21 protein-coding genes are annotated in these 18,353 nt (G+C 41.5%); 9 read left to right on the plus strand and 12 right to left on the minus strand.

The window, feature by feature from the left end; translation table 11 throughout:
• Window positions 1-682 precede the first annotated feature (682 nt).
• Entirely contained in the window at window positions 683-2,041 is a 1,359-nt protein-coding gene (locus ON01_RS07295; protein WP_010530367.1) for a TrkH family potassium uptake protein, read from the plus strand.
• Window positions 2,042-2,248: 207 nt separating this feature from the next.
• On the opposite strand, the gene ON01_RS07300 is transcribed toward ON01_RS07295, so the two are convergent.
• The 3 genes from ON01_RS07300 to lepB form a co-directional block, all read right to left on the minus strand.
• Window positions 2,249-3,391, minus strand: coding sequence for a S1C family serine protease (locus tag ON01_RS07300; protein WP_010530368.1), 1,143 nt, complete (start codon window positions 3,389-3,391; stop codon window positions 2,249-2,251).
• Window positions 3,392-3,484: 93 nt separating this feature from the next.
• On the minus strand, window positions 3,485-4,672 hold the full coding sequence (locus ON01_RS07305) for a zinc ribbon domain-containing protein (RefSeq protein ID WP_010530369.1): 1,188 nt from the start codon (window positions 4,670-4,672) through the stop codon (window positions 3,485-3,487).
• A 611-nt stretch (window positions 4,673-5,283) separates the two neighbouring features.
• A complete protein-coding gene (gene lepB / locus ON01_RS07310; protein WP_010530370.1) occupies window positions 5,284-5,808 on the minus strand; it encodes a signal peptidase I in 525 nt (174 codons plus the stop codon).
• A 222-nt stretch (window positions 5,809-6,030) separates the two neighbouring features.
• On the opposite strand from lepB, the gene ON01_RS07315 reads away from it, so the two are divergent.
• Complete coding sequence (locus tag ON01_RS07315; protein ID WP_010530371.1) at window positions 6,031-6,210, plus strand: aspartyl-phosphate phosphatase Spo0E family protein; 180 nt, start codon at window positions 6,031-6,033, stop codon at window positions 6,208-6,210.
• Window positions 6,211-6,762: 552 nt separating this feature from the next.
• Window positions 6,763-6,912 (plus strand): FbpB family small basic protein, encoded by a 150-nt coding sequence (locus ON01_RS18890; protein WP_083838367.1) that lies wholly within the window; start codon window positions 6,763-6,765, stop codon window positions 6,910-6,912.
• Between the two features lie 92 nt (window positions 6,913-7,004).
• Here ON01_RS18890 and ON01_RS20130 read toward each other — a convergent pair whose 3' ends face one another.
• The 4 genes from ON01_RS20130 to ON01_RS07325 all read right to left on the minus strand — a co-directional run bounded on the left by ON01_RS20130 (window position 7,005) and on the right by ON01_RS07325 (window position 8,663).
• Window positions 7,005-7,247 (minus strand): hemerythrin domain-containing protein, encoded by a 243-nt coding sequence (locus ON01_RS20130; RefSeq protein WP_010530372.1) that lies wholly within the window; start codon window positions 7,245-7,247, stop codon window positions 7,005-7,007.
• Window positions 7,228-7,539 carry a hemerythrin domain-containing protein gene (locus tag ON01_RS20135; protein WP_010530373.1) on the minus strand — a complete coding sequence of 104 codons (312 nt, stop codon included), beginning with the start codon at window positions 7,537-7,539 and terminating at the stop codon, window positions 7,228-7,230. The genes ON01_RS20130 and ON01_RS20135 overlap by 20 nt, the downstream gene beginning before the upstream one ends.
• Window positions 7,540-7,558: 19 nt before the next feature.
• Window positions 7,559-7,699 (minus strand): DUF542 domain-containing protein, encoded by a 141-nt coding sequence (locus tag ON01_RS20140; protein WP_010530374.1) that lies wholly within the window; start codon window positions 7,697-7,699, stop codon window positions 7,559-7,561.
• 76 nt (window positions 7,700-7,775) lie between these two features.
• Entirely contained in the window at window positions 7,776-8,663 is an 888-nt protein-coding gene (locus ON01_RS07325; protein WP_010530375.1) for a DMT family transporter, read from the minus strand.
• A 116-nt stretch (window positions 8,664-8,779) separates the two neighbouring features.
• On the opposite strand from ON01_RS07325, the gene ON01_RS07330 reads away from it, so the two are divergent.
• Window positions 8,780-9,115: a hypothetical protein gene (locus tag ON01_RS07330; protein ID WP_010530376.1), complete on the plus strand. Its 336-nt coding sequence runs from the start codon at window positions 8,780-8,782 to the stop codon at window positions 9,113-9,115.
• 10 nt (window positions 9,116-9,125) lie between these two features.
• On the opposite strand, the gene ON01_RS07335 is transcribed toward ON01_RS07330, so the two are convergent.
• The 4 genes from ON01_RS07335 to ON01_RS07350 all read right to left on the minus strand — a co-directional run bounded on the left by ON01_RS07335 (window position 9,126) and on the right by ON01_RS07350 (window position 11,625).
• Window positions 9,126-9,338 (minus strand): hypothetical protein, encoded by a 213-nt coding sequence (locus ON01_RS07335; RefSeq protein WP_010530377.1) that lies wholly within the window; start codon window positions 9,336-9,338, stop codon window positions 9,126-9,128.
• Between the two features lie 81 nt (window positions 9,339-9,419).
• Window positions 9,420-9,893, minus strand: a complete 474-nt coding sequence (locus ON01_RS07340) for a YkyB family protein (protein WP_010530378.1) — start codon at window positions 9,891-9,893, stop codon at window positions 9,420-9,422.
• Between the two features lie 178 nt (window positions 9,894-10,071).
• Window positions 10,072-10,647, minus strand: a complete 576-nt coding sequence (locus ON01_RS07345) for an SCO family protein (protein ID WP_010530379.1) — start codon at window positions 10,645-10,647, stop codon at window positions 10,072-10,074.
• A 117-nt stretch (window positions 10,648-10,764) separates the two neighbouring features.
• Window positions 10,765-11,625, minus strand: coding sequence for a metallophosphoesterase (locus tag ON01_RS07350; protein WP_010530380.1), 861 nt, complete (start codon window positions 11,623-11,625; stop codon window positions 10,765-10,767).
• Between the two features lie 352 nt (window positions 11,626-11,977).
• Here ON01_RS07350 and cbpB point away from each other — a divergent pair, with 352 nt between their 5' ends.
• Both cbpB and ON01_RS07360 read left to right on the plus strand, forming a co-directional pair.
• A complete protein-coding gene (gene cbpB, locus ON01_RS07355; protein ID WP_010530381.1) occupies window positions 11,978-12,427 on the plus strand; it encodes a cyclic-di-AMP-binding protein CbpB in 450 nt (149 codons plus the stop codon).
• Between the two features lie 126 nt (window positions 12,428-12,553).
• Complete coding sequence (locus ON01_RS07360) at window positions 12,554-12,802, plus strand: YkuS family protein (protein ID WP_010530382.1); 249 nt, start codon at window positions 12,554-12,556, stop codon at window positions 12,800-12,802.
• A 42-nt stretch (window positions 12,803-12,844) separates the two neighbouring features.
• Here ON01_RS07360 and ON01_RS07365 read toward each other — a convergent pair whose 3' ends face one another.
• Window positions 12,845-13,681: a mechanosensitive ion channel family protein gene (locus tag ON01_RS07365; RefSeq protein ID WP_010530383.1), complete on the minus strand. Its 837-nt coding sequence runs from the start codon at window positions 13,679-13,681 to the stop codon at window positions 12,845-12,847.
• A 187-nt stretch (window positions 13,682-13,868) separates the two neighbouring features.
• Between ON01_RS07365 and ON01_RS07370 the strand changes: the two genes are divergently transcribed.
• The 3 genes from ON01_RS07370 (at window position 13,869) to ON01_RS07380 (ending at window position 18,179) form a co-directional block, all read left to right on the plus strand.
• A complete protein-coding gene (locus ON01_RS07370; RefSeq protein ID WP_010530384.1) occupies window positions 13,869-14,318 on the plus strand; it encodes a redoxin domain-containing protein in 450 nt (149 codons plus the stop codon).
• A gap of 260 nt (window positions 14,319-14,578) precedes the next feature.
• Window positions 14,579-16,327 carry an ABC transporter ATP-binding protein gene (locus ON01_RS07375; protein WP_010530385.1) on the plus strand — a complete coding sequence of 583 codons (1,749 nt, stop codon included), beginning with the start codon at window positions 14,579-14,581 and terminating at the stop codon, window positions 16,325-16,327.
• A gap of 16 nt (window positions 16,328-16,343) precedes the next feature.
• A complete protein-coding gene (locus tag ON01_RS07380; protein ID WP_010530386.1) occupies window positions 16,344-18,179 on the plus strand; it encodes an ABC transporter ATP-binding protein in 1,836 nt (611 codons plus the stop codon).
• Window positions 18,180-18,353: the final 174 nt, after the last annotated feature.

Consider the following 18,353-nt stretch of genomic DNA (forward strand, 5'->3'; position numbering starts at 1 on the left):
TGGGCTTTCGCCATAACAATTTTTCTAATATTGACCCATTCATTACATTTTGATGTTTTTTAAACCAGTACAGTTGATATAAAATGCGACATAGTGACAGGGTGATTTCCGCTTTGGGCAGTTGCTTTCCGCGGGCAACGCTTCAGCTTCCTCGGAAGCAAAAACCGCTTCCTGCGGGATCTTCAGCCGCCCGCTTTCCCGCAGGAGTCAACTGCCCTCCGCTCCAATCAACCATCATAATATCATGATTGGAAGTGGAATATCTCCAAACCAGCGGAGGAAATACACGGAGACTCCTGTGGGAGCAAAGGCATAGGTGAGACCCCGCAGTGCGTCAGCACGCGGAGGCTCACCAGCCGCCCACGGAAAGCGAAGTGTATTTCCGAAGCGACGTTATTCCACTCAACCTTTACGTCGCAGTTTATAGATTCTATGTCAAAAATTTAATCTTTTTGTTAGCAGCCTTTGTTTAAATTATAGTAAAACGGGGTGCTGATAAAGAGACTCCCGTTTTACTATAATTATGCTGCCAGATGTGTTGTTTTTGTTCATGTTTTTAGTATTTGAAGTCTCCGTTTAAAAAATTATCAAATCGGAAGCATTAAACGCTGTTGACTGCTATAATGGTGATTAAGTTTTTCAATACAGCTGATAATAAAGTGAGCGCAAGGGGGATTGAATGATGAGGCATTCCTTTTTCCGCTGGATGAACCAATTATCACCAGTACAGCTTATTTTCCTGTTTTATTTTATAGCAGTTATTGCGGCTACAGCGCTGCTGGCACTCCCTGTAGCTCATCAAGAAGGTGCAGAACCGCCGTTCATTGATATATTATTTACTGCGGTCAGTGCACTTAGTGTTACCGGCCTAAGCACTTTGACAATAGCCGAGACCTTTAGCACCACTGGCATCACGATACTTGCTGTCATTCTTCAGTTAGGCGGTGTCGGGGTGATGGCCGTCGGAACGTTTATCTGGATGATTATCGGCAAGAAGATTGGGCTGAAGGAACGTCGTTTGATCATGGCAGATCAAAACCAGACATCATTCGCAGGGATTGTCAGGTTGGTAAAGGAAATTTTATCGGTCGTTTTGATTATTGAATTGATTGGCTTCCTGATTCTTGGGACATATTTTTTGCAATATTTCCCGACAGCAAAAGAAGCTTATTTCCAGGGGTTTTTCGGAGCGATAAGTGCGACGACAAATGGCGGCTTTGATATTACCGGTCAATCTCTGGTTTTGTTTAAGGATGATTACTTCGTTCAGTTCATCAATATGCTGCTGATTATTTTTGGGGCTATAGGCTATCCGGTTTTGGTTGAGATCAAAGAATTCTTATTTGGAAAGGAGAATAGAGGCCATACGTTTCGGTTTACACTGTTTACAAAAGTCACGACACTGACCTTTTTTACCTTGGTTGTCACAGGGGCCATTTTCATTATGCTGCTGGATATAAACAACTTTTTTGCAGGGAAATCCTGGCATGACATATTGTTTTATTCCTTGTTTCAATCGGTTACAACACGAAGCGGCGGGTTGAGCACAATGGATGTCAGTCAACTGTCCGAGCCGAATCACTTATTCATGTCAGTGCTTATGTTCATCGGAGCTTCGCCCAGCAGTGCCGGCGGGGGTATCCGGACTACCACCTTCGCACTGGTTGTCATATTCATCATTACCTATGCAAGAGGTAAGGGGAATATTCGGTTGTTTAACCGTGAAGTGTATGAGGAGGATCTCTTAAAAGCTGTCATGGTGACATTAATGGGTTTTATATTTGTATTTGCCGCAATGATTATTATTTCCGTTGTGGAACCATTTGACCTGACCGAAATCCTGTTTGAAGCAACTTCGGCGTTTGGAACGGTGGGCTTATCTCTTGGCATAACTGATAACCTTTCAAATATTAGTAAAATCGTTCTTATGTTTTTGATGTTTATTGGAAGAGTAGGGATTATTACCTTCTTGCTTATTTTCAAGGATAATAAAAAGACCGGGAAGTACCATTATCCAAAAGAGAAAATGATCATTGGCTAAAGATCCCATTAAGGAAAGAATACTATCAAGTTGATAAACCGGAGGAATCGGGACAAAAGTGCTTTTATGCAAGAGAAATCCGAACTAAATAGAAAATATGGTTAGTGATTTCTCCCGCAGGAGTCTCGTATATTTCCTACGCTAAAGCAGTATATTGTTCGACTTTAGAGTTGGTTGTTTTAGTTATGTCCCAGCCTCCGGTATCATTCAATTGTTGTTTGATTTCTTGATGCCAAGGATTTTTAACTGGTCATTCTCGTGTCCAATAGTCAGTTCATAAGTGATTTCTACTCCCTTTGTTTTTTCTTTATCCGGTGGTTTTGTTTCCGCAGTGACCGTAACTGTCGTTTTAACCTGGTTGTCATCTGTAACGGTACTTGAAAGACCGGAATATTCAAGGTTCATGAAATGGATATAGCCTTCACGAAACTCTGAATAGGACCGGGACGACTGCATAGAGCTTCCCAACAAAGTATAGGCACCGACATAATCTCTGATGCTGATATTTTCAAAAAAGTAATCTGCCACATACTCAGCATCCTCGATCAGCTGATCTGGGCTGTCGGGGGAATTAATATCATCGGCATTTTTATATACCAGCTCGTCATGTTGTGCCTCATTTGACCAAGTTGTCACTTGTTCATAAATTTCACTTGCCGGGATACTAAAACCGATTGTTCCATCATTTGTTCCCACTGAATTAATGCCGATAACATTGCCGGTTTCACGGTTAATCAAGGGACCGCCGCTGTTGCCATGGGTTATTTGCGCTGAAATTTGGTAGACATTTTCATAATTGAAACCGTCGACTGAAAAATTTCGTTCTGTTCCTGAAATAATCCCAAGGGTCACTGTGTTTTGAAAACCGTGAGGACTACCAAGAGCGATAACCTCATCTCCAATTTCAGCTTTTGTTTCCGTCTCGATATTCAAGGCATTTTGGTTGGCCAACTGCTGTACACGGATAACGGCAATATCGGTATCTTCCCCTGTTCCGACGATCGCCGCTGGATAAATGTGGCCATTGGCTGTCCGAACATTAATAACGTCAGCATTTTTCACAACGTGAGCGTTTGTAATTATGTCGCCTTTCTCATTAAATAAAAATCCGGACCCTGTGATCGTGCTTTGCTCATTTTGACCTTCTATCTGGACAACACTTTTTTCCGCGTTATGAATGATTGATTTTAGGTCAAGGCTGCCGGTATTTGATTTTACCTTGTTAATGGCGGGATTGTTTACCGCAACGGGATTTGCTTGCCATGTATTATACATAACAGTCAAAATAATTATGCCGGCTGCAACAAGCAATAGAGATACAATCACCGGTCCCCGAATTTTTCTTTGCATATGTTCACCTCTCTGATTACGTATTCGTTTATCCCAGGCAATCAAGAGTTAACAGGGAAATATCAGTGGAAAACGATCTGTCGAATGGCGTGTTTACTGGTCAGTGTACCATTTGATTCTGTCCACTTTAATGTCGATTTGATTGTTTTGATTAATATCAAAATGGGTAAACTCAAACTCGCCTGTCTCATCCGGATAAAGTGTGTCCGGGTATACATACACCTTATTTGATAAAAAGGCTTCCTCATTAGTCAGCAATTCATATTCAATCAAAATGGAATTTATCGGAATAGTGGCGACACTTTTTACGTTTCCTTTTACAACCACTTTCCCTTGCTCATCACTTTCGACATCTACTGACACGAGTTCAATCGCATCGTTTTCGTTTAGCTTCCGTTCTTCTTCAGCTGAACTGATAGCCTGTTCAATCCGCTTCCGCTGAGCTGTTTCAAATGCCGTCTTTTCTTTTTCGATTGTGGTCTTCAGACTTTGCAGTTTTTCGGATTCCGGTGCATATTTTAATCCGTCTTCCACCACCAGCAGAGCATCTGAAAATTGTTTATCATTTAATTGCTCGCTTGCTTGTGAAAACGCATGTTCAATAATGCGTGTCCGAATAGCGGCAGTCAGCTCCTCAGCCTTATCGCTCTGAATGGCATCGCCTTCCCATAGCAACGTTTTTAATTCACTGATCCCCGGATCCTGTTCCAGTTCATATTTGAGCTCTTCCAGTTTTATTGTATTCCGTTTTTCCGTCAACTTATTGATTAATGGGGTAACAGCATCGCCGTTGAAATTGGCTAAACTGCTTTCAGCTTCATTGATAAGTGACAGCGCTTCCTGAAATTTCTGCTGATCCAGAAGCTTTGACGACCGTTCTATATCTGATTCAGCATTTTTTGCAGTTTCGACAAAACTTAAAGCTATATCGGCTTGGCTAAACGACTGATTATGCTCAAGAGCGGATTTTAATGACTCGCTTGCTTCCTGATATTGACCTTCCATAGCATTTTTTTCGCCTTTATTATATAGCTCTTTTGCCTGTGATGTCTGGGCTTGCAAAAACAGGTAAAAAAATACACAAGTCAACAGGATGAGCGCCATAATGGATATGGGAAAATACCAGTTTTTATTGAATGTTTTCGTGTCTGTGAGACGTTGATATATATCTTCAGGCAATTTTTTGCCGCATTTTATGCAATAGGATTCATTATCCCGGACATTTGTGCCACAATAAGGACAGTGGTGCATCATCACACCTGCTTTCGTTGAAATTGCCATAGGCGAGATTTTCGTTTGATTTAGTCTAATTTTATCATATTTTCGTTCTGCCCCGCACTACCGGGTAGCAGATTCTGTCTTTAAATTTAAGATGATATGCCCGATTCGTTCAACTAACATTCAGTGGGGAAAAGCACCCCACTGAATGAAGTTTCACTTTCCCCGCATGTAACGGACAGTAATCCGCCCAAGGACGGCGTCTAACTGTCCCTAAATGCCCGATTCGTTCAACTAACATTCAGTGGGGAAAAAGCACCCCCACTGAATGAAGTTTCACTTTCCCCGCATGTAACGGACAGTAATCCGCCCAAGGACGGCGTCTAACTGTCCCTAAATGCCCGATTTGTTCAACTAACATTCAGTGGGGAAAAAGCCCCCCACTGAATGAAGTTTCACTTTAATTAATACGGTGAAATTGGTAAAATGAAAAGGGAAAGTATGGTTTGGTTTCATACATAAACTGCAAGAAGGGGGTACAAACAATGGAAGTGTGGGAAACAGCTTTTGGTATCGTTTGTTTGGGATTACTTGCACTTAATATCGGCTATTGTATTTTTGATAACGAATAAAAATAAGGGTCAGACGATTTGAGACATGTCTGACCTCTAAACCTAATCTGTCATTGACCATTCGTTTACAGGAAGAATGGTGAATTCTGATTTTCCGGATATATTATCTTCTCTTATAAGACCGAGTCCGTTGCGGCTGTCCTTACTCAATTTTCTGTTATCACCCATTACAAAGTAACTGTCTTCAGGTACTTTGATGGGCCCGGAGTTGCCGGTGTCATCTCTGAATGCCTCTGGAATAAACGATTGCTCGTATTTCTCACCATTGATATATAATGCCTGATTTGTTGAAGAGATCGTTTCCCCGGGTAAACCAATAATCCGTTTCACATAACTTTTCCGCGGCCTGTTAATGATGACAATATCTCCGCGTTCAGCATCGTTGAATAAATAGGTGAATTTATTGAAAAGCACTACTTCACCATCTTCAAGGGCAGGTTCCATACTTTCACCTTCAACGACTGACGTGACCAAGACGAATGATCTGAGAAAAAAGGCGATTAAGAGGGCGAACAGAATAAGTTTCACCCATTCACCCAATCCATTTTTCTTCTGTGATTCCCCCACCTGTGACACCCTTTCATTCTTTATATACTTCGTGCTGCATCATTAAACTATTTTTTGATATCAGACAAATTACTTTGGTTCATCAAAAAGTCATTCTAAAACATATTTAACTTCCTGCCAAACGAAAAATTTTTTCCAGAAATTTCAATTGAACCTTGTCATTATTTGTTGAAATGTGCTAAAGTTAAGTAAGCTTTATAATGGAGGTGCCCCTTAAATCAAATGTGTGCTGCAGACAAGCTTTTAAAACGCATCGAATACTTACGGAACAAGATGACCGATGTTGCTATGGAGAAAGGTTTTACAAGTCCGGAATCCGTCAGCATCAGCCAGGAATTGGACAAACTGTTAAATCTCTATGAATCCATGAAACACACAAAAAACCGAAAAAAAGTAAAATGATATAAAACAGGAATTATCTTTAATCGCCGTAAATGAAATGGGGGCGATGGATACTATCTCTTAATTGTATACTTATCATATGCGTAAGACAAGCGCATATAGTATTCCCTCAATTGAATAACAAACTGTCTGGCTTTTCTTTTCGGCACTGAGTCTAATCTTATTCCATTTGCAGGAAAGCGCCGGAAAAGAAACAGAATATCCCATCCTTTTCCACTAGTGGTATACTAACTTACCGTTTATTTCATCAGCCAAATTCAATATTTATTATCAAGCATATAACGGGTAGTAAGACCTCCACCTCAAAAAATTGAGTAGCCAAGGAGTTTAAGTAGGTGAAGGATCGACTACCCGTAAATGTCTGATCCTGTTCAAAAAGTAAGACTAAGAAAATGTTGGTTTAGAAAGATCGAAAAAATGTTATAAAATGTTCAAATAATTTTGAGTAGTATGATGTAAAATAGGATACACTATCAATAGGATAAAAGAGATTATTCAAAAAAATCTGGCTTTGTCTTTTTGGATAATCCATATTGAAGGAGTGTATCATATATGCGACCAAAACATCAGAATTTTGAAGATCTGGTCAAGCAAAACAAACAGGAATTGCTTGAAGATGAACAGAAAATCAAACAGATCGAACAGCGGCTTGATAAGAAAGCAGCCGACCGAAATATTGATAAAATGAATCAATTCTCGTAAACAAGTTATCACAACGAAATGGTGTGATGTACAAATTTTGTGAAACGTAAAGAGGAAGCATTTCAAAATGCTTCCTCTTTTCAGTGTTCCTGCTATAATTGTTTAAACAGTACGTGGTTTTCCAGATGGATATGCTGGAACGTATCATTCTCCAGCTCTGCCAGTCGGGCGTAGGTGATCCGATATGAGTTGCACGCATCACTTGGCGGCTGGAATCCATCAGTGATTTCCCGAATGCGTTTCAGGATGCCCCCACTGGCATCATGTTCATTTTCAAGATCTCCATTGACTGTATGGATTTGCGCCAGAAGTTCCTCACCTTGGATTTTCTTCATATTTTTTAATCAGCGGGAAGACCTCTTCTTCCTCCTTTACCGAATGTTCCTCCATATCTAACTTAAACGCGTTGTAAAGCCTGTGAAGCTCTTTTAAATGTGGATGATTTTTACCATGCACACGCAAGATTTTTGTTACAAATTTCCCCAATTCTGGCAGTTCTTCGTATAAATAAGCATGATGGCTATGAACGATATGATCAATTAGCTCGCTCGGTGTTTTGGCCTCCCAGTCAATAGCCTCATGGCCTTCGTTTTGCCAATTCTGATAGGAATGATTAAGCTCAGCCATCAGTTCTGCTTCATCTATGTTACGTTCCTTGAAAACCTCCCCTGAGCGGCCGGTCCCCGCCGCAGCAAAAATCAATGCGCCGCTTTTTAAATAAATCACTTGCCTTGGGATAAATTTTGACGGTATCAGCTGGTTTATGATCAACAGTAAATTCAGTCATCACGATTACCTCCTAAATTGAACTCACCCTGATCATAACGGATTTTGCTCCCAAATGACGTGATGCATATCACTGACTAAGACATTTTTGTCCGACGGGGGTTGATTTGGATTAGGATGACTGCCCCAATGATACAAAGCATGCCAATCATTTGTGCTGATGTAAAAGCCTCCTGAAAAATGAATACACCGATCAATGTCGCTACAACCGGTTCTATCGTGGTCAGAATGGAGGCTCTGGATGCCTCGGTTTGATTTAGTCCATATGTATAGATGATATAGGCGAATGCTGTCGGCAGAAAGCCAAGTCCAACAGCAAAAAATAAGACACGCGGTTCCATGAGTAAGGGCCATTTTTCTTGATAAGGGAAAAATGGCAGTAAGGAAATTGCCGCTATGATAAACGTGTAGGCTGTAATGCTTAAACTTGTGTATTTTTTCAATGCAAACTTACTGAAAATACTGTAAAGGGCATAGCCAAAACCCGATCCCAGACCGAATAAAATGCTTGTCAGCTGAAGGGCGTTCAAATCAAGAGGGATTAGACCGACAACAAGAGCACTTCCGAAGATCGTGATCACAAGGGCCATTATTTTCGGCTTGGTCAGCGGCTCATGGAATAGTATGAGAGATAATATGGTAACAAATGCCGGCCCCGTATAAAGCAGGGCGGTTGCCACAGGTATCGTTGATAAATCAATGGCAGTGAACATGCAATAATTGAAGAAAACAATACTGAAAATGCCGGTTCCTATAAAATATTTCACGTCAGAAAAGGACGTCAGTTTCAATTTTTTCGGTTCCTTGATGACTAAAAAAAGCACCATTAGTATGGCAGCAGACCAGACCCTTAATGTGACGACTTCCATGGGGGTGAAACCGTACGCGTACAAGTTTTTCACATACCAGCCGATTGTTCCCCAGAGTGCGGCGCCGAGTATAATATAAAGAAACGCTTTATTCAACGGAATCCCCCCCGAACAATGCTTATTGCTGATATTATATCAGATTGATGCAACGTATAATACGAAATTGATTGGTTTATATTGAATAGTAAGTCGATGGGGAAGAGGTGAGTCATATGTTGGATTGGATCGGCGTTTCGGAGACCATGCAGACGTTTTCAGAACAACTAAATCCTGCCTATATTTTGATGATTATCGGAATCACCGCAGTTTATGTTATTATTCGCCCGTTCATAAAATGGGTTGTTGTTACCAAATCGGTTAAATTATTAAACTATGTTATGAGCAGTTTGCTTGTGCTGGTGATCCTACTGGGAGGAATTGTTCTAACAGCGGTTTTCCAGCTTCCTTTATTAGAGGTTACATTGCATAGTCTTGCTGTTTTTGGCGGATGTCTGGGGATTATCCATTTATTAGTGCACGCCTTCCGAAATAAAAAGAAGCGCGTATGACGGATACGCACTACTCTGTGATTCCAAATTCTATCTGCATTTGTTCAAGCCAGTCTATAATCGTTTGCTGTTCTTTTGGCGGCATTAACCAGCCGGACGGGGCAAGTTCTGCAACCTTGTTTTGTTCCTCAGGTGTCAGACGTTCAAAAGCATCTTTAAAGGTATGCGTCTGTTCAACGTGATTTTTAAGCTCATACAAAAAATCTTCCATTTCGATGGCCATACCAGATACCTCCCTTTGGCTGATACTATTCCCGCGATTATAGAAAGCAAAACGTTAAAAGCACTTACCGGTCAAGTGCTTTTAACGCGTTCTTCGTTTTGTTTTGCTTGGCGGCCAGTTTATTTTCCCCAGTGAAGATGGCGTGAAATAGGAAGAACTGTATTTTTTTCTTGGTTTTTTGGCTGGCTGCCAGTCTATGTAACGATAGACTATTTTTTTCGCTTGTGAAAGTGACATCTTTGTTGGAGGGTTCCGGTAGTTTTGATCCAGTTTGCCTAAGTGTTCAAGTTCTTTGAAGTCGTCTTTCGTTGGGGGGATATGAAAGAAATACTTGTCCACTTTAACTAAAAGTGTCGAGTGCTGGCTGCTGAATCTGGGATTATTCGAGAAGTGCAGGCCAACCTTTTCTGCGCGGTTTTCTTTTAATAAGCGGTTAATTGATTCCTTCTTGATGTAATAAAGGTGTTTGGGATCCGGAGCTGTTTTCGCATGGCGGTTTATGGTGAAAAGCGCCTTGCCAAGTTCATCGAGTGGAACGTTTTCCTTTGCATGCATTCAGAGGGACACTCCTTTCTATGGTTATAGTCTTTGCTTGTTTCTATCGTACCTTATCGCCAGTCCAAATTCAATTTAAAATGAGCGGGTTTTAATCCCCGCTCACGCTTATAAATCCAGACAGTGTATATCCGCTCGATTCATCATTCAGCGGAAAGATTATGCCGCCTGAATGTTTTTACTTCATGGCTTGTATGTCTTCTACTATTTTTTCCATGTTCGCAGCCTTCCGTCCATCATAGTTTTTGATGGCATTTCCTTCCGGGGTGACAATGAAAAAGCTTGTTCCATGCATGACTTGGTCAGAATCTGGAAGCTGTTCAACCGCTGATTTAAAGGATTTGACGGAAAACTCTTTGATTGTCTCAAAGTCGTAACCTGTGAGGAGATCCCAATTATCGAATGTTCCGCCGCGTACTTTAGCGTAGTTCTTTAGTGTTTCCGGTTTATCATTTTTCGGGTCCACGCTGAATGAGACAAGCCGCACATCTTCAAGTCCGGCTTCCTTCAGCTGCTCCTGAAGAGAGGCCATATTAGACGTCATTGGCGGACAAACAGTCGTACAATTGGTGAAAATGAAGTCAGCCACCCAAAATTCACCTTCCAAATCACTTTTACTCACTTTTTCGCCATCCTGGTTCGTAAACGTAAAGTCCTGCACTTCATAAGAGAAATCACCATTATATTGATTACCGCATGCACTTAATAAAAGAACGAATAATAACAGCGGAAAAACCCACTTGAATTGCGCCATGTGCTTTCCTCCTAGTTGTAATCACTTTCAAGTGTAGCATGTTTTTCAGAAAAAAACTATGAACAAACTGTTACGAATGTTTGGAGAAAAACGAAGTGCCGCTATTTTTAACAGCTTTTATGACGCAGGGTCCGCTTTAAGGGTATACGTATGGATTTCAGGTTTACATAAGAACCTGTAAGGCAGCCGTGTTGTTCCGATCCCGCGATTGACAAACAAGATGAGTTTGCCGTTTTGAAGTGTGTGCTTACCCTGCACATACTTGTGTGCGTAAAGCGGGGTATAGAGATGGCCGATAAATGGCAGGCGGATCTGGCCACCGTGACTGTGCCCAGATAGCTGAACGTCGACAGGGAAGCGCACGGTGTTGTCGGCATAGTCAGGTTCATGTGCTAGTAAAAGGGTGTATAAATCCGGATCTGCGTTTGCCAGGGTGTCTCCAAGATTCGGATCGCCCAGCATGACATCATCAATCCCCGCGAGAACAATTTGTTGATTATCCATTTCAATAGTGGTGTGGTTATTTTGCAGGAGGCTGAAACCGGCTTGATCCATTACCCTCTTAACGATATCAGTTCCATATCCGCCATGATCATGGTTGCCGTATATCCAGTATTTACCGTATTGTGCGTTTAAATTCTGCAGTATATGGGCGATTTCGTTATCCCAGTGATACGTGTGCGGTTCGTCAACAAGATCCCCCGTAAACAGAATTAAATCAGGGTTTTGGGCGTTAATCGTCCTGACAAGTTTTGAGAATTGTTCGATAGTATAATGATATCCGATGTGCGTATCGGAAAACTGAACAATTTTAAAACCATTGAAAGGCTGCGGAATTTTACGGGATGCGAGTTCTGCGTGATTAATATCAAGCATACTGGGTTCTATATCGTGTGCATAGTAATAGGTGCCGCCACTTACACCAAGCAGGGCAAGCATACTGCCAATTGACCGTTTTAAGAACGTGCGTCTGTTCATATGTTTCTACCTTTCAAAATGTATCAATTAATATGTTTATTTTAAATGGGAATGATGTATGATGCCAGTGAAATATATAGATGTTAGAAACTGTTAATATTTTGACTTTTGTGTCATCAGACTTTACTATGATAGATAGAGAGAAAGAGAAAGGACTCTTATATGGACATTTTTTACTTTTGGTTTTGACCTGCATATTGTGAAATATGCGACTTATCCCGCATGTCACGAAAACTGAACTGTTCATAAACGGGATAAATGATGTTATATCTGCATGTCCTATGGTAAACTAAATATGTGGTCAATATAATAAACTCCTTATTGTTTAGGATTTGAAAAGGAGCGTTTTATTATGAGTGCAACACAGGATAAGAAATTAACAGATATTGTGATTGGGGATTTAATGATATCCTCTGAAAAAGTAGCACACGTACAGATTAACAACCCTTTAGAACATGCTTTGCTGATACTTGTGAAATCGGGATACTCTGCCGTTCCTGTTTTGGATTCGTCGTATAAACTTGTGGGTACGATCGGCAAAACGCGCATTTTAAACAAGGTTCTTGGCCTGGAACGGTTTGAAATGGAGCAGCTATCCGAAATACAAGTACATGAAGGCATGAACTCGGATATCCCGTGTTTATCAAAATCGGACACATTCATGGACGGGTTGAAGGTAGTCATCAACTATCCATTCGTATGTGTCGCTGATGAGGACGGCTATTTTGACGGGATACTGACAAGACGCGCTATCTTAAAGCAACTGAAACGTGACCATTTTACATTTAAGTCTCATGTATAAGATTAAGTAATCGGCACCCTTTCCCGCAGCAGAGGGTGTTTTTCATGTGATTACCAACTGTATATCTTTTTCTGTTTGAGAAAAACTACCTGTGAAATGTATCTGCAGCAGAGGAGGTTTGCAACAATGGCGCGAATTGGCGTAGAAGAGACCATGACCGATGTGAAAGAAGCACTTGCGGAGATGGGGCATGATGTTGTTGATTTAAAATCAGAAGACGACACCGCCTATTGCGATTGCTGTGTCATTTCAGGTCAGGATAAAGATGTCATGGGCATGTCAACAGCAAGTATTGCCGGTTCAGTGATAAACGCAGACGGCTGCAATGCCCAGGAAGTTTGTAATATGGTGAATGACAAATTGAATCGGCAGTAATGTAAAAAGCTTCGGCTCAATCGCAGCCGAAGCTTTTTAACATTAATCTTGATTGCTGTGAACAGCAACCTGCTGAGGAAATGGTGTTTCAATGCCTGCGTGGTCAAAGGCTTCTTTAATTTGTCTCCGCATGGCACGCTCACACTCCCACTGAAGGCCGTTTTCAGTCTGGCCGACAACACGCAGCACAATATCGGATGTGCCAAAACCTTGCACCCCGATGGCATCAGGTCCTTCCTTAAAGCGCTCATCTTCCTTGAATTCGGCACACACTTCTTCCAGAACGGCAATGGCTTGGTCAAGATTATCATTGTAGCGGATGCTTATATCAACTAGGGCCCGCATGTTGCCGCGGGTATGGTTCGCCACCCCTTCGATATAACGGTTTGGGACGTAATTCAATGTACCGTCAAAACTGCGTATTTTTGTCGTGCGCAAACCAATTTCTTCAACAATCCCGTCATAGCCTGCTGTTGTTACATAATCATCTATTTCCAGCTGGCGTTCCAACAGGATAAAAAACCCGGTCACGATATCACTGACAAGCCCTTGTGCGCCAAAGCCGATCGCAAGTCCAATAATACCGGCACCTGCCAGGATCGGTCCGAGTGGAATGTCAAGCGCCCCAAAGATCATTAACACCAGCACAAAAAACATGACATAGGAAAACACGTTCAGTAACAATTTTTCAAGAGTTTTAACACGTGATGGTGATAATTTTTGATTCGACCCAGCTTTGTTCAGGGTTTTTCCAATGACTTTTTTACCAATCGGCACCAAAATAATGAAGGCCAGAATCATTAAGCCAATTTGTAAGACAACCGGCACAACACTCCCCAATAAGCCGGCCAAATCAATACTAATTCCGAAAATTTCCATATGTATTCTCCTTTCAGTAGACAGTTTAAGACATATTATGAAGGATAACAACAATTTTCCCTAATCACGAAAAATAAAACGTAGCACTGTACAGGGAAAAGCTTTCCAGCATATATAATATAGGAACCATTAAAGAGGCGCTATTATTCAGGTCAGGCCCGACTAACAAATTTGGGAGGTTTTAGGGATGAGATTAAAAGATCAGATGCCGGAGTTCGATCGTTCGGGGAAATGGCTTAACAGCAAACGGCTTTCCCATAATGATGTAATTGGAAATAAACCGGTTTTAATCTATTTTTGGTCAGTGAGCTGTGAAACATGTAAAAAATCAACACCAAAAGTAAATAAATTGTATGATACCTATGACGATCAATTAGCCGTTATTACTGTTCACATGCCGCGTTCTGAGCGCGATAAGGATTTATCGGAAGTGCGGTCTGCCGCACAAGTGCACAACATTTTTCATCCGATATTTGTCGATAATGAGCATACATTAACGAATCAATTCAATAACAGGTATGTCCCGGGTTATTACCTGTTCGATACTAATGGAAAACTGAGGCACCGTCATTCGGGTTCCGGCGGATTGCAAATGCTGCAAAAACGAATTAATAGGATAGTCAACCAGTCTGAATAATAACTCCTATGAAAGCTTCTGCAATTACAGGCAGAAGCCATTTTTTTATGCCAAGAACGTATTAATTGTGATTGACCTTCCGAAAAATTACGGCGCTCGCTATAACACGGGGTGAATGCCGCGTTTTTCTAAGCAGTTTACACGCTTTATGTACATGCAATCCGATTTGAATGTTAAAAAAATTAGTGAAAAAGTATAGCATTTTATTTCGGAACCCGTTATATTAGATATTACCGAAAATCATAAGGGGGGATTTAACAATGAATACCTTCAAAAAATTAAAACGGTTTTATTGGCCCCACAGGAAGTATTTCTATACCTCAATTTTTTTCCTGTTTTTTGTGGTAGCCATAACTGTGGTTTATCCGGTCGTGTTGCAGTTAACGATTGATGAAGTCGTGTTACAGGAGCGGTATAAGCTGATCCCATATATTGCTGCAGGATTCTTTTTTATCATGCTTTTTAAGGGGATAGCTTCGTTTTTTCATCAATATACAGGGGATTTGTTTGGAATTACGACGGTTTATAAACTCCGGGAAGCATTGTATGAAAAGCTTCAGGTATTATCGTTCAAATATTATGATAATGCCAGAACCGGGGATTTGATGTCCCGGAAGACGACGGATGTGGAAGGTTTTCGTAATTTTATCTCGTTTGGGATATCGGATTTCATTGAAATCACACTACTTATCCTGTTTAGTTTAGGCGTTATGTTTTATTACTCCATACCCCTTGCATTAATCACGATGGCAGCTATGCCGTTTTTAGCTGTAGTGGTTTATAAATTTGATAAGCGCGTTCATCCGGCATTTAGAGGAATCCGTAAATCATTTGGCAGGCTGAACACTCGTGTACAGGAAAATATCAGCGGTATGAATACGGTGAAATCATTATCGAAAGAAGACTTTGAAGTCGGGCGTTTTTCAGACAGCAATGATAACTATCGTCAAAATTATTTATTTACATCCAGTATCTGGTCAAAGTATTTTCCGGTGATGGAATTCATAGGTAATATCTGTGTTGTGCTGCTGCTGGCATACGGCGGTTATCTGGTCATTAGCGGAGACTTAAGCCTCGGAGCACTGACAGCATTCTTCAGCCTTGTCTGGTATATTATGGGGCCGTTGATGAACCTGGGGTTTGTCATTAACATGTTTTCCCAGGCAAAGGCTTCCGGAGAAAGGCTTCTGGAAATATTGGAGGCAACAGAAGATGTTACGGAGAAAAAGGGAGCGATCGATGTACCGATAGCCGGACATGTCACATTTAAAGACGTAACATTGACGTATACGGAAGATGATGATAAAGCACTTAGCGATGTCACATTTGATGCCACCGAAGGAAAAATCATCGGTCTGAGCGGAGCGACCGGATCAGGGAAAACGAGCATTACGCAACTGATTCCCCGTTTTTATGAGCCTGAAGAAGGTGAGGTACTCATTGATGGCAGACCGGTTGAAGACTATAAATTAAAAACCTTGCGTAAGCATATCGGCTTTGTTTTGCAGGAATCGTTTCTGTTTTCAACTACAATTAGAGAAAATATCCGTTACGGCAATCCGGAAATTACTGAAGAACAGATTATCGATGCTGCTAAAAGAGCCCAGGCCCATGATTTCATTATGGCAATGCCAAAAGGCTATGACACGATGCTGGGCGAACGTGGCATGGGGCTTTCGGGCGGACAAAAACAGCGGATTGCAATTGCCCGGGCAATCTGCATCAATCCGAGTATATTAGTGCTTGATGATGCGACATCAGCCGTTGATATGGACACCGAATTCAAAATTCAGCAGGCACTCAAAGAGGTTATGAAAGGCCGGACCACCTTTATCATCGCCCACCGTATCTCGTCGCTGAAACACGCAGATGAAATATTGGTGCTTGAAGATGGCAAAATCGTCGAACAGGGTAAGCATGAGGACTTAGTAAACCATCATGGCCCGTATGAACGGATTTACAATATTCAGTACCAGGATAGAGAACAAATTATGGAAACAGCAACTTAAGAGGGGAGGCGACGTGATGTCCAGGAAGACACCTAAAGAAAACCGGCATTTAAACCGGTTCTATTATACAGTAGACCACGCGGTGGAAAAGCCATTTAACTGGCAGCAAATGTGGCGCTTATTAACTTATTTGAGGCCGTATGCCAAAACATATTTACCCGGTGCCTTTATGGCGATGATGCTCTCAACTGCAGTACGGTTAATTGTACCTATCCTGATTGGTAAGGTAGTTTTTGATATCGTTATTGCAAATGAAAATATGACAATGCTTACGTATATGGTGATTGGTATCACGGTATTATACTTGCTGAGCTATATTGGAAACGTCTTTCGGATAAAATGGGTAAATATCCTAGGGCAAAATGTTATTTATGATCTGCGGCAGCATTTATTTTCACATATCCAGCGCCTGTCACACCGTTTCTTTGATACACGGTCCGGGGGATCTATTATCGTTCGAATCATGAACGATACGAACTCCCTGCAGGAACTGTTTACAAACGGAATTATCAATCTTCTGATGGATGTTGTCACATTAACCGGAATCGTCGTTATTTTATTGGTGCTGAGTCCGAAGCTGGCACTGGCCATTATGGTCATTCTGCCAATCATGTTTTATATTTCAACAAAGCTGAGGCGCAATATCCGCCGCTCGTGGCAGGATGTGCGTATTCAGCAATCACGGCTCAATTCCCATCTCAATGAGAGTATTCAGGGCATCCGTATTACTCAGTCATTCTCACAGGAAAAGGCGAACGAAGAATATTTTGATGGCGTTAACACCGATAATTTTAAAAGCTGGCGAACGGCTACGAAAAAAAGTGCCATGTTCGGTCCGTTTGTTGAAATGAGTAATGCGCTAGGAACCGTTATCTTGATCTCATATGGTGCTTATCTTATTTTACTTGGTGAGTCAAACGGCGGTATCGCCATTGGAACGTTTGTCTCGTTCGGATTCTATGTCGGGATGTTCTGGGAGCCAATATCACGGCTTGGCCAGATGTATAATCAGCTGCTGATGGCTATGTCAGCTTCAGAACGTATCTTTGAATTCCTTGATGAACAGCCGAATGTTGTTGATAAAAAAGATGGAACAGATTTAACTGATATGAAAGGACATATCGAATTTGACCATGTGGAATTCTCTTATGATGAAGAACGGACTGCGCTTCATGAGATATCATTGGAAATTAAAGCAGGTCAGACAATAGCTTTGGTCGGGCATACGGGAAGCGGCAAGTCGACGATAGCCAATTTGATCAGCCGATTTTATGATCCGACGAAAGGTGCTGTCAAAATAGATGGTCATGATTTGCGGGATGTCAAATTGAACAGTCTGCGCACTGGGATTAGTGTTGTGTTGCAAGATACATTTATTTTTTCCGGCAACATTATAGAAAATATCCGGTTTGGTCGTCCGGATGCAACTGATGAAGAAGTTATTGAAGCTTCAAAGGTTGTTGGAGCGGATGATTTTATCCGAAGACTGGCAGACGGATATGAGACGGAAGTGGAAGAACGTGGCAATATTCTGTCAGCAGGTGAACGGCAATTATTATCATTTGCCAGGGCACTGCTGGCTGACCCGAAGATACTAATATTGGATGAAGCGACATCAAGTATTGACACCGAAACTGAAGTAAAAATTCAAGAGGCCCTGCAAAGGCTCCTGAAAGGGAGGACGGCGATTATTATTGCGCATCGTCTGTCAACCATCAGGGAATCAGATAATATTTTCGTACTCGAAAACGGTAAAATACTTGAGAATGGCAGTCATGATGAACTCATGAACCAGCGCGGTGAATACTTTGAGCTGGTTAAATCACAGTTTAAAATGCTTGATGCGATGTAGCAAGAGCGGAAGCACCACCAGCTTCCGCTCTTCCTTTAGGTTATTTTCGTAAACTTTGCTGCTCTAAACGCGGTTGATATAAACTACGACACAACCCAGAAGTTAGCGAGAATCTCTAACCACGCAGCTGGAATATACTCGCTTTCCGTGGGCTCACCACGAGCCTCCTCGCTC

The organism is Lentibacillus jeotgali, from assembly GCF_000224785.1.
Classification (GTDB): Bacteria; Bacillota; Bacilli; order Bacillales; family Amphibacillaceae; genus Lentibacillus; species Lentibacillus jeotgali.

Coding starts and splice junctions, on each gene's coding strand:
- ON01_RS07295 (WP_010530367.1), top strand. CDS start 683: ATGAGGCATTCCTTTTTCCGCTGGATGAACCAATTATCACCAGTACAG.
- ON01_RS07300 (WP_010530368.1), bottom strand. CDS start 3,391: ATGCAAAGAAAAATTCGGGGACCGGTGATTGTATCTCTATTGCTTGTT.
- ON01_RS07305 (WP_010530369.1), bottom strand. CDS start 4,672: ATGGCAATTTCAACGAAAGCAGGTGTGATGATGCACCACTGTCCTTAT.
- ON01_RS07315 (WP_010530371.1), top strand. CDS start 6,031: ATGTGTGCTGCAGACAAGCTTTTAAAACGCATCGAATACTTACGGAAC.
- ON01_RS18890 (WP_083838367.1), top strand. CDS start 6,763: ATGCGACCAAAACATCAGAATTTTGAAGATCTGGTCAAGCAAAACAAA.
- ON01_RS20130 (WP_010530372.1), bottom strand. CDS start 7,247: ATGAAGAAAATCCAAGGTGAGGAACTTCTGGCGCAAATCCATACAGTC.
- ON01_RS20135 (WP_010530373.1), bottom strand. CDS start 7,539: ATGGCTGAGCTTAATCATTCCTATCAGAATTGGCAAAACGAAGGCCAT.
- ON01_RS20140 (WP_010530374.1), bottom strand. CDS start 7,699: ATGACTGAATTTACTGTTGATCATAAACCAGCTGATACCGTCAAAATT.
- ON01_RS07330 (WP_010530376.1), top strand. CDS start 8,780: ATGTTGGATTGGATCGGCGTTTCGGAGACCATGCAGACGTTTTCAGAA.
- ON01_RS07335 (WP_010530377.1), bottom strand. CDS start 9,338: ATGGCCATCGAAATGGAAGATTTTTTGTATGAGCTTAAAAATCACGTT.
- ON01_RS07340 (WP_010530378.1), bottom strand. CDS start 9,893: ATGCATGCAAAGGAAAACGTTCCACTCGATGAACTTGGCAAGGCGCTT.
- ON01_RS07345 (WP_010530379.1), bottom strand. CDS start 10,647: ATGGCGCAATTCAAGTGGGTTTTTCCGCTGTTATTATTCGTTCTTTTA.
- ON01_RS07350 (WP_010530380.1), bottom strand. CDS start 11,625: ATGAACAGACGCACGTTCTTAAAACGGTCAATTGGCAGTATGCTTGCC.
- cbpB (WP_010530381.1), top strand. CDS start 11,978: ATGAGTGCAACACAGGATAAGAAATTAACAGATATTGTGATTGGGGAT.
- ON01_RS07360 (WP_010530382.1), top strand. CDS start 12,554: ATGGCGCGAATTGGCGTAGAAGAGACCATGACCGATGTGAAAGAAGCA.
- ON01_RS07365 (WP_010530383.1), bottom strand. CDS start 13,681: ATGGAAATTTTCGGAATTAGTATTGATTTGGCCGGCTTATTGGGGAGT.
- ON01_RS07370 (WP_010530384.1), top strand. CDS start 13,869: ATGAGATTAAAAGATCAGATGCCGGAGTTCGATCGTTCGGGGAAATGG.
- ON01_RS07375 (WP_010530385.1), top strand. CDS start 14,579: ATGAATACCTTCAAAAAATTAAAACGGTTTTATTGGCCCCACAGGAAG.
- ON01_RS07380 (WP_010530386.1), top strand. CDS start 16,344: ATGTCCAGGAAGACACCTAAAGAAAACCGGCATTTAAACCGGTTCTAT.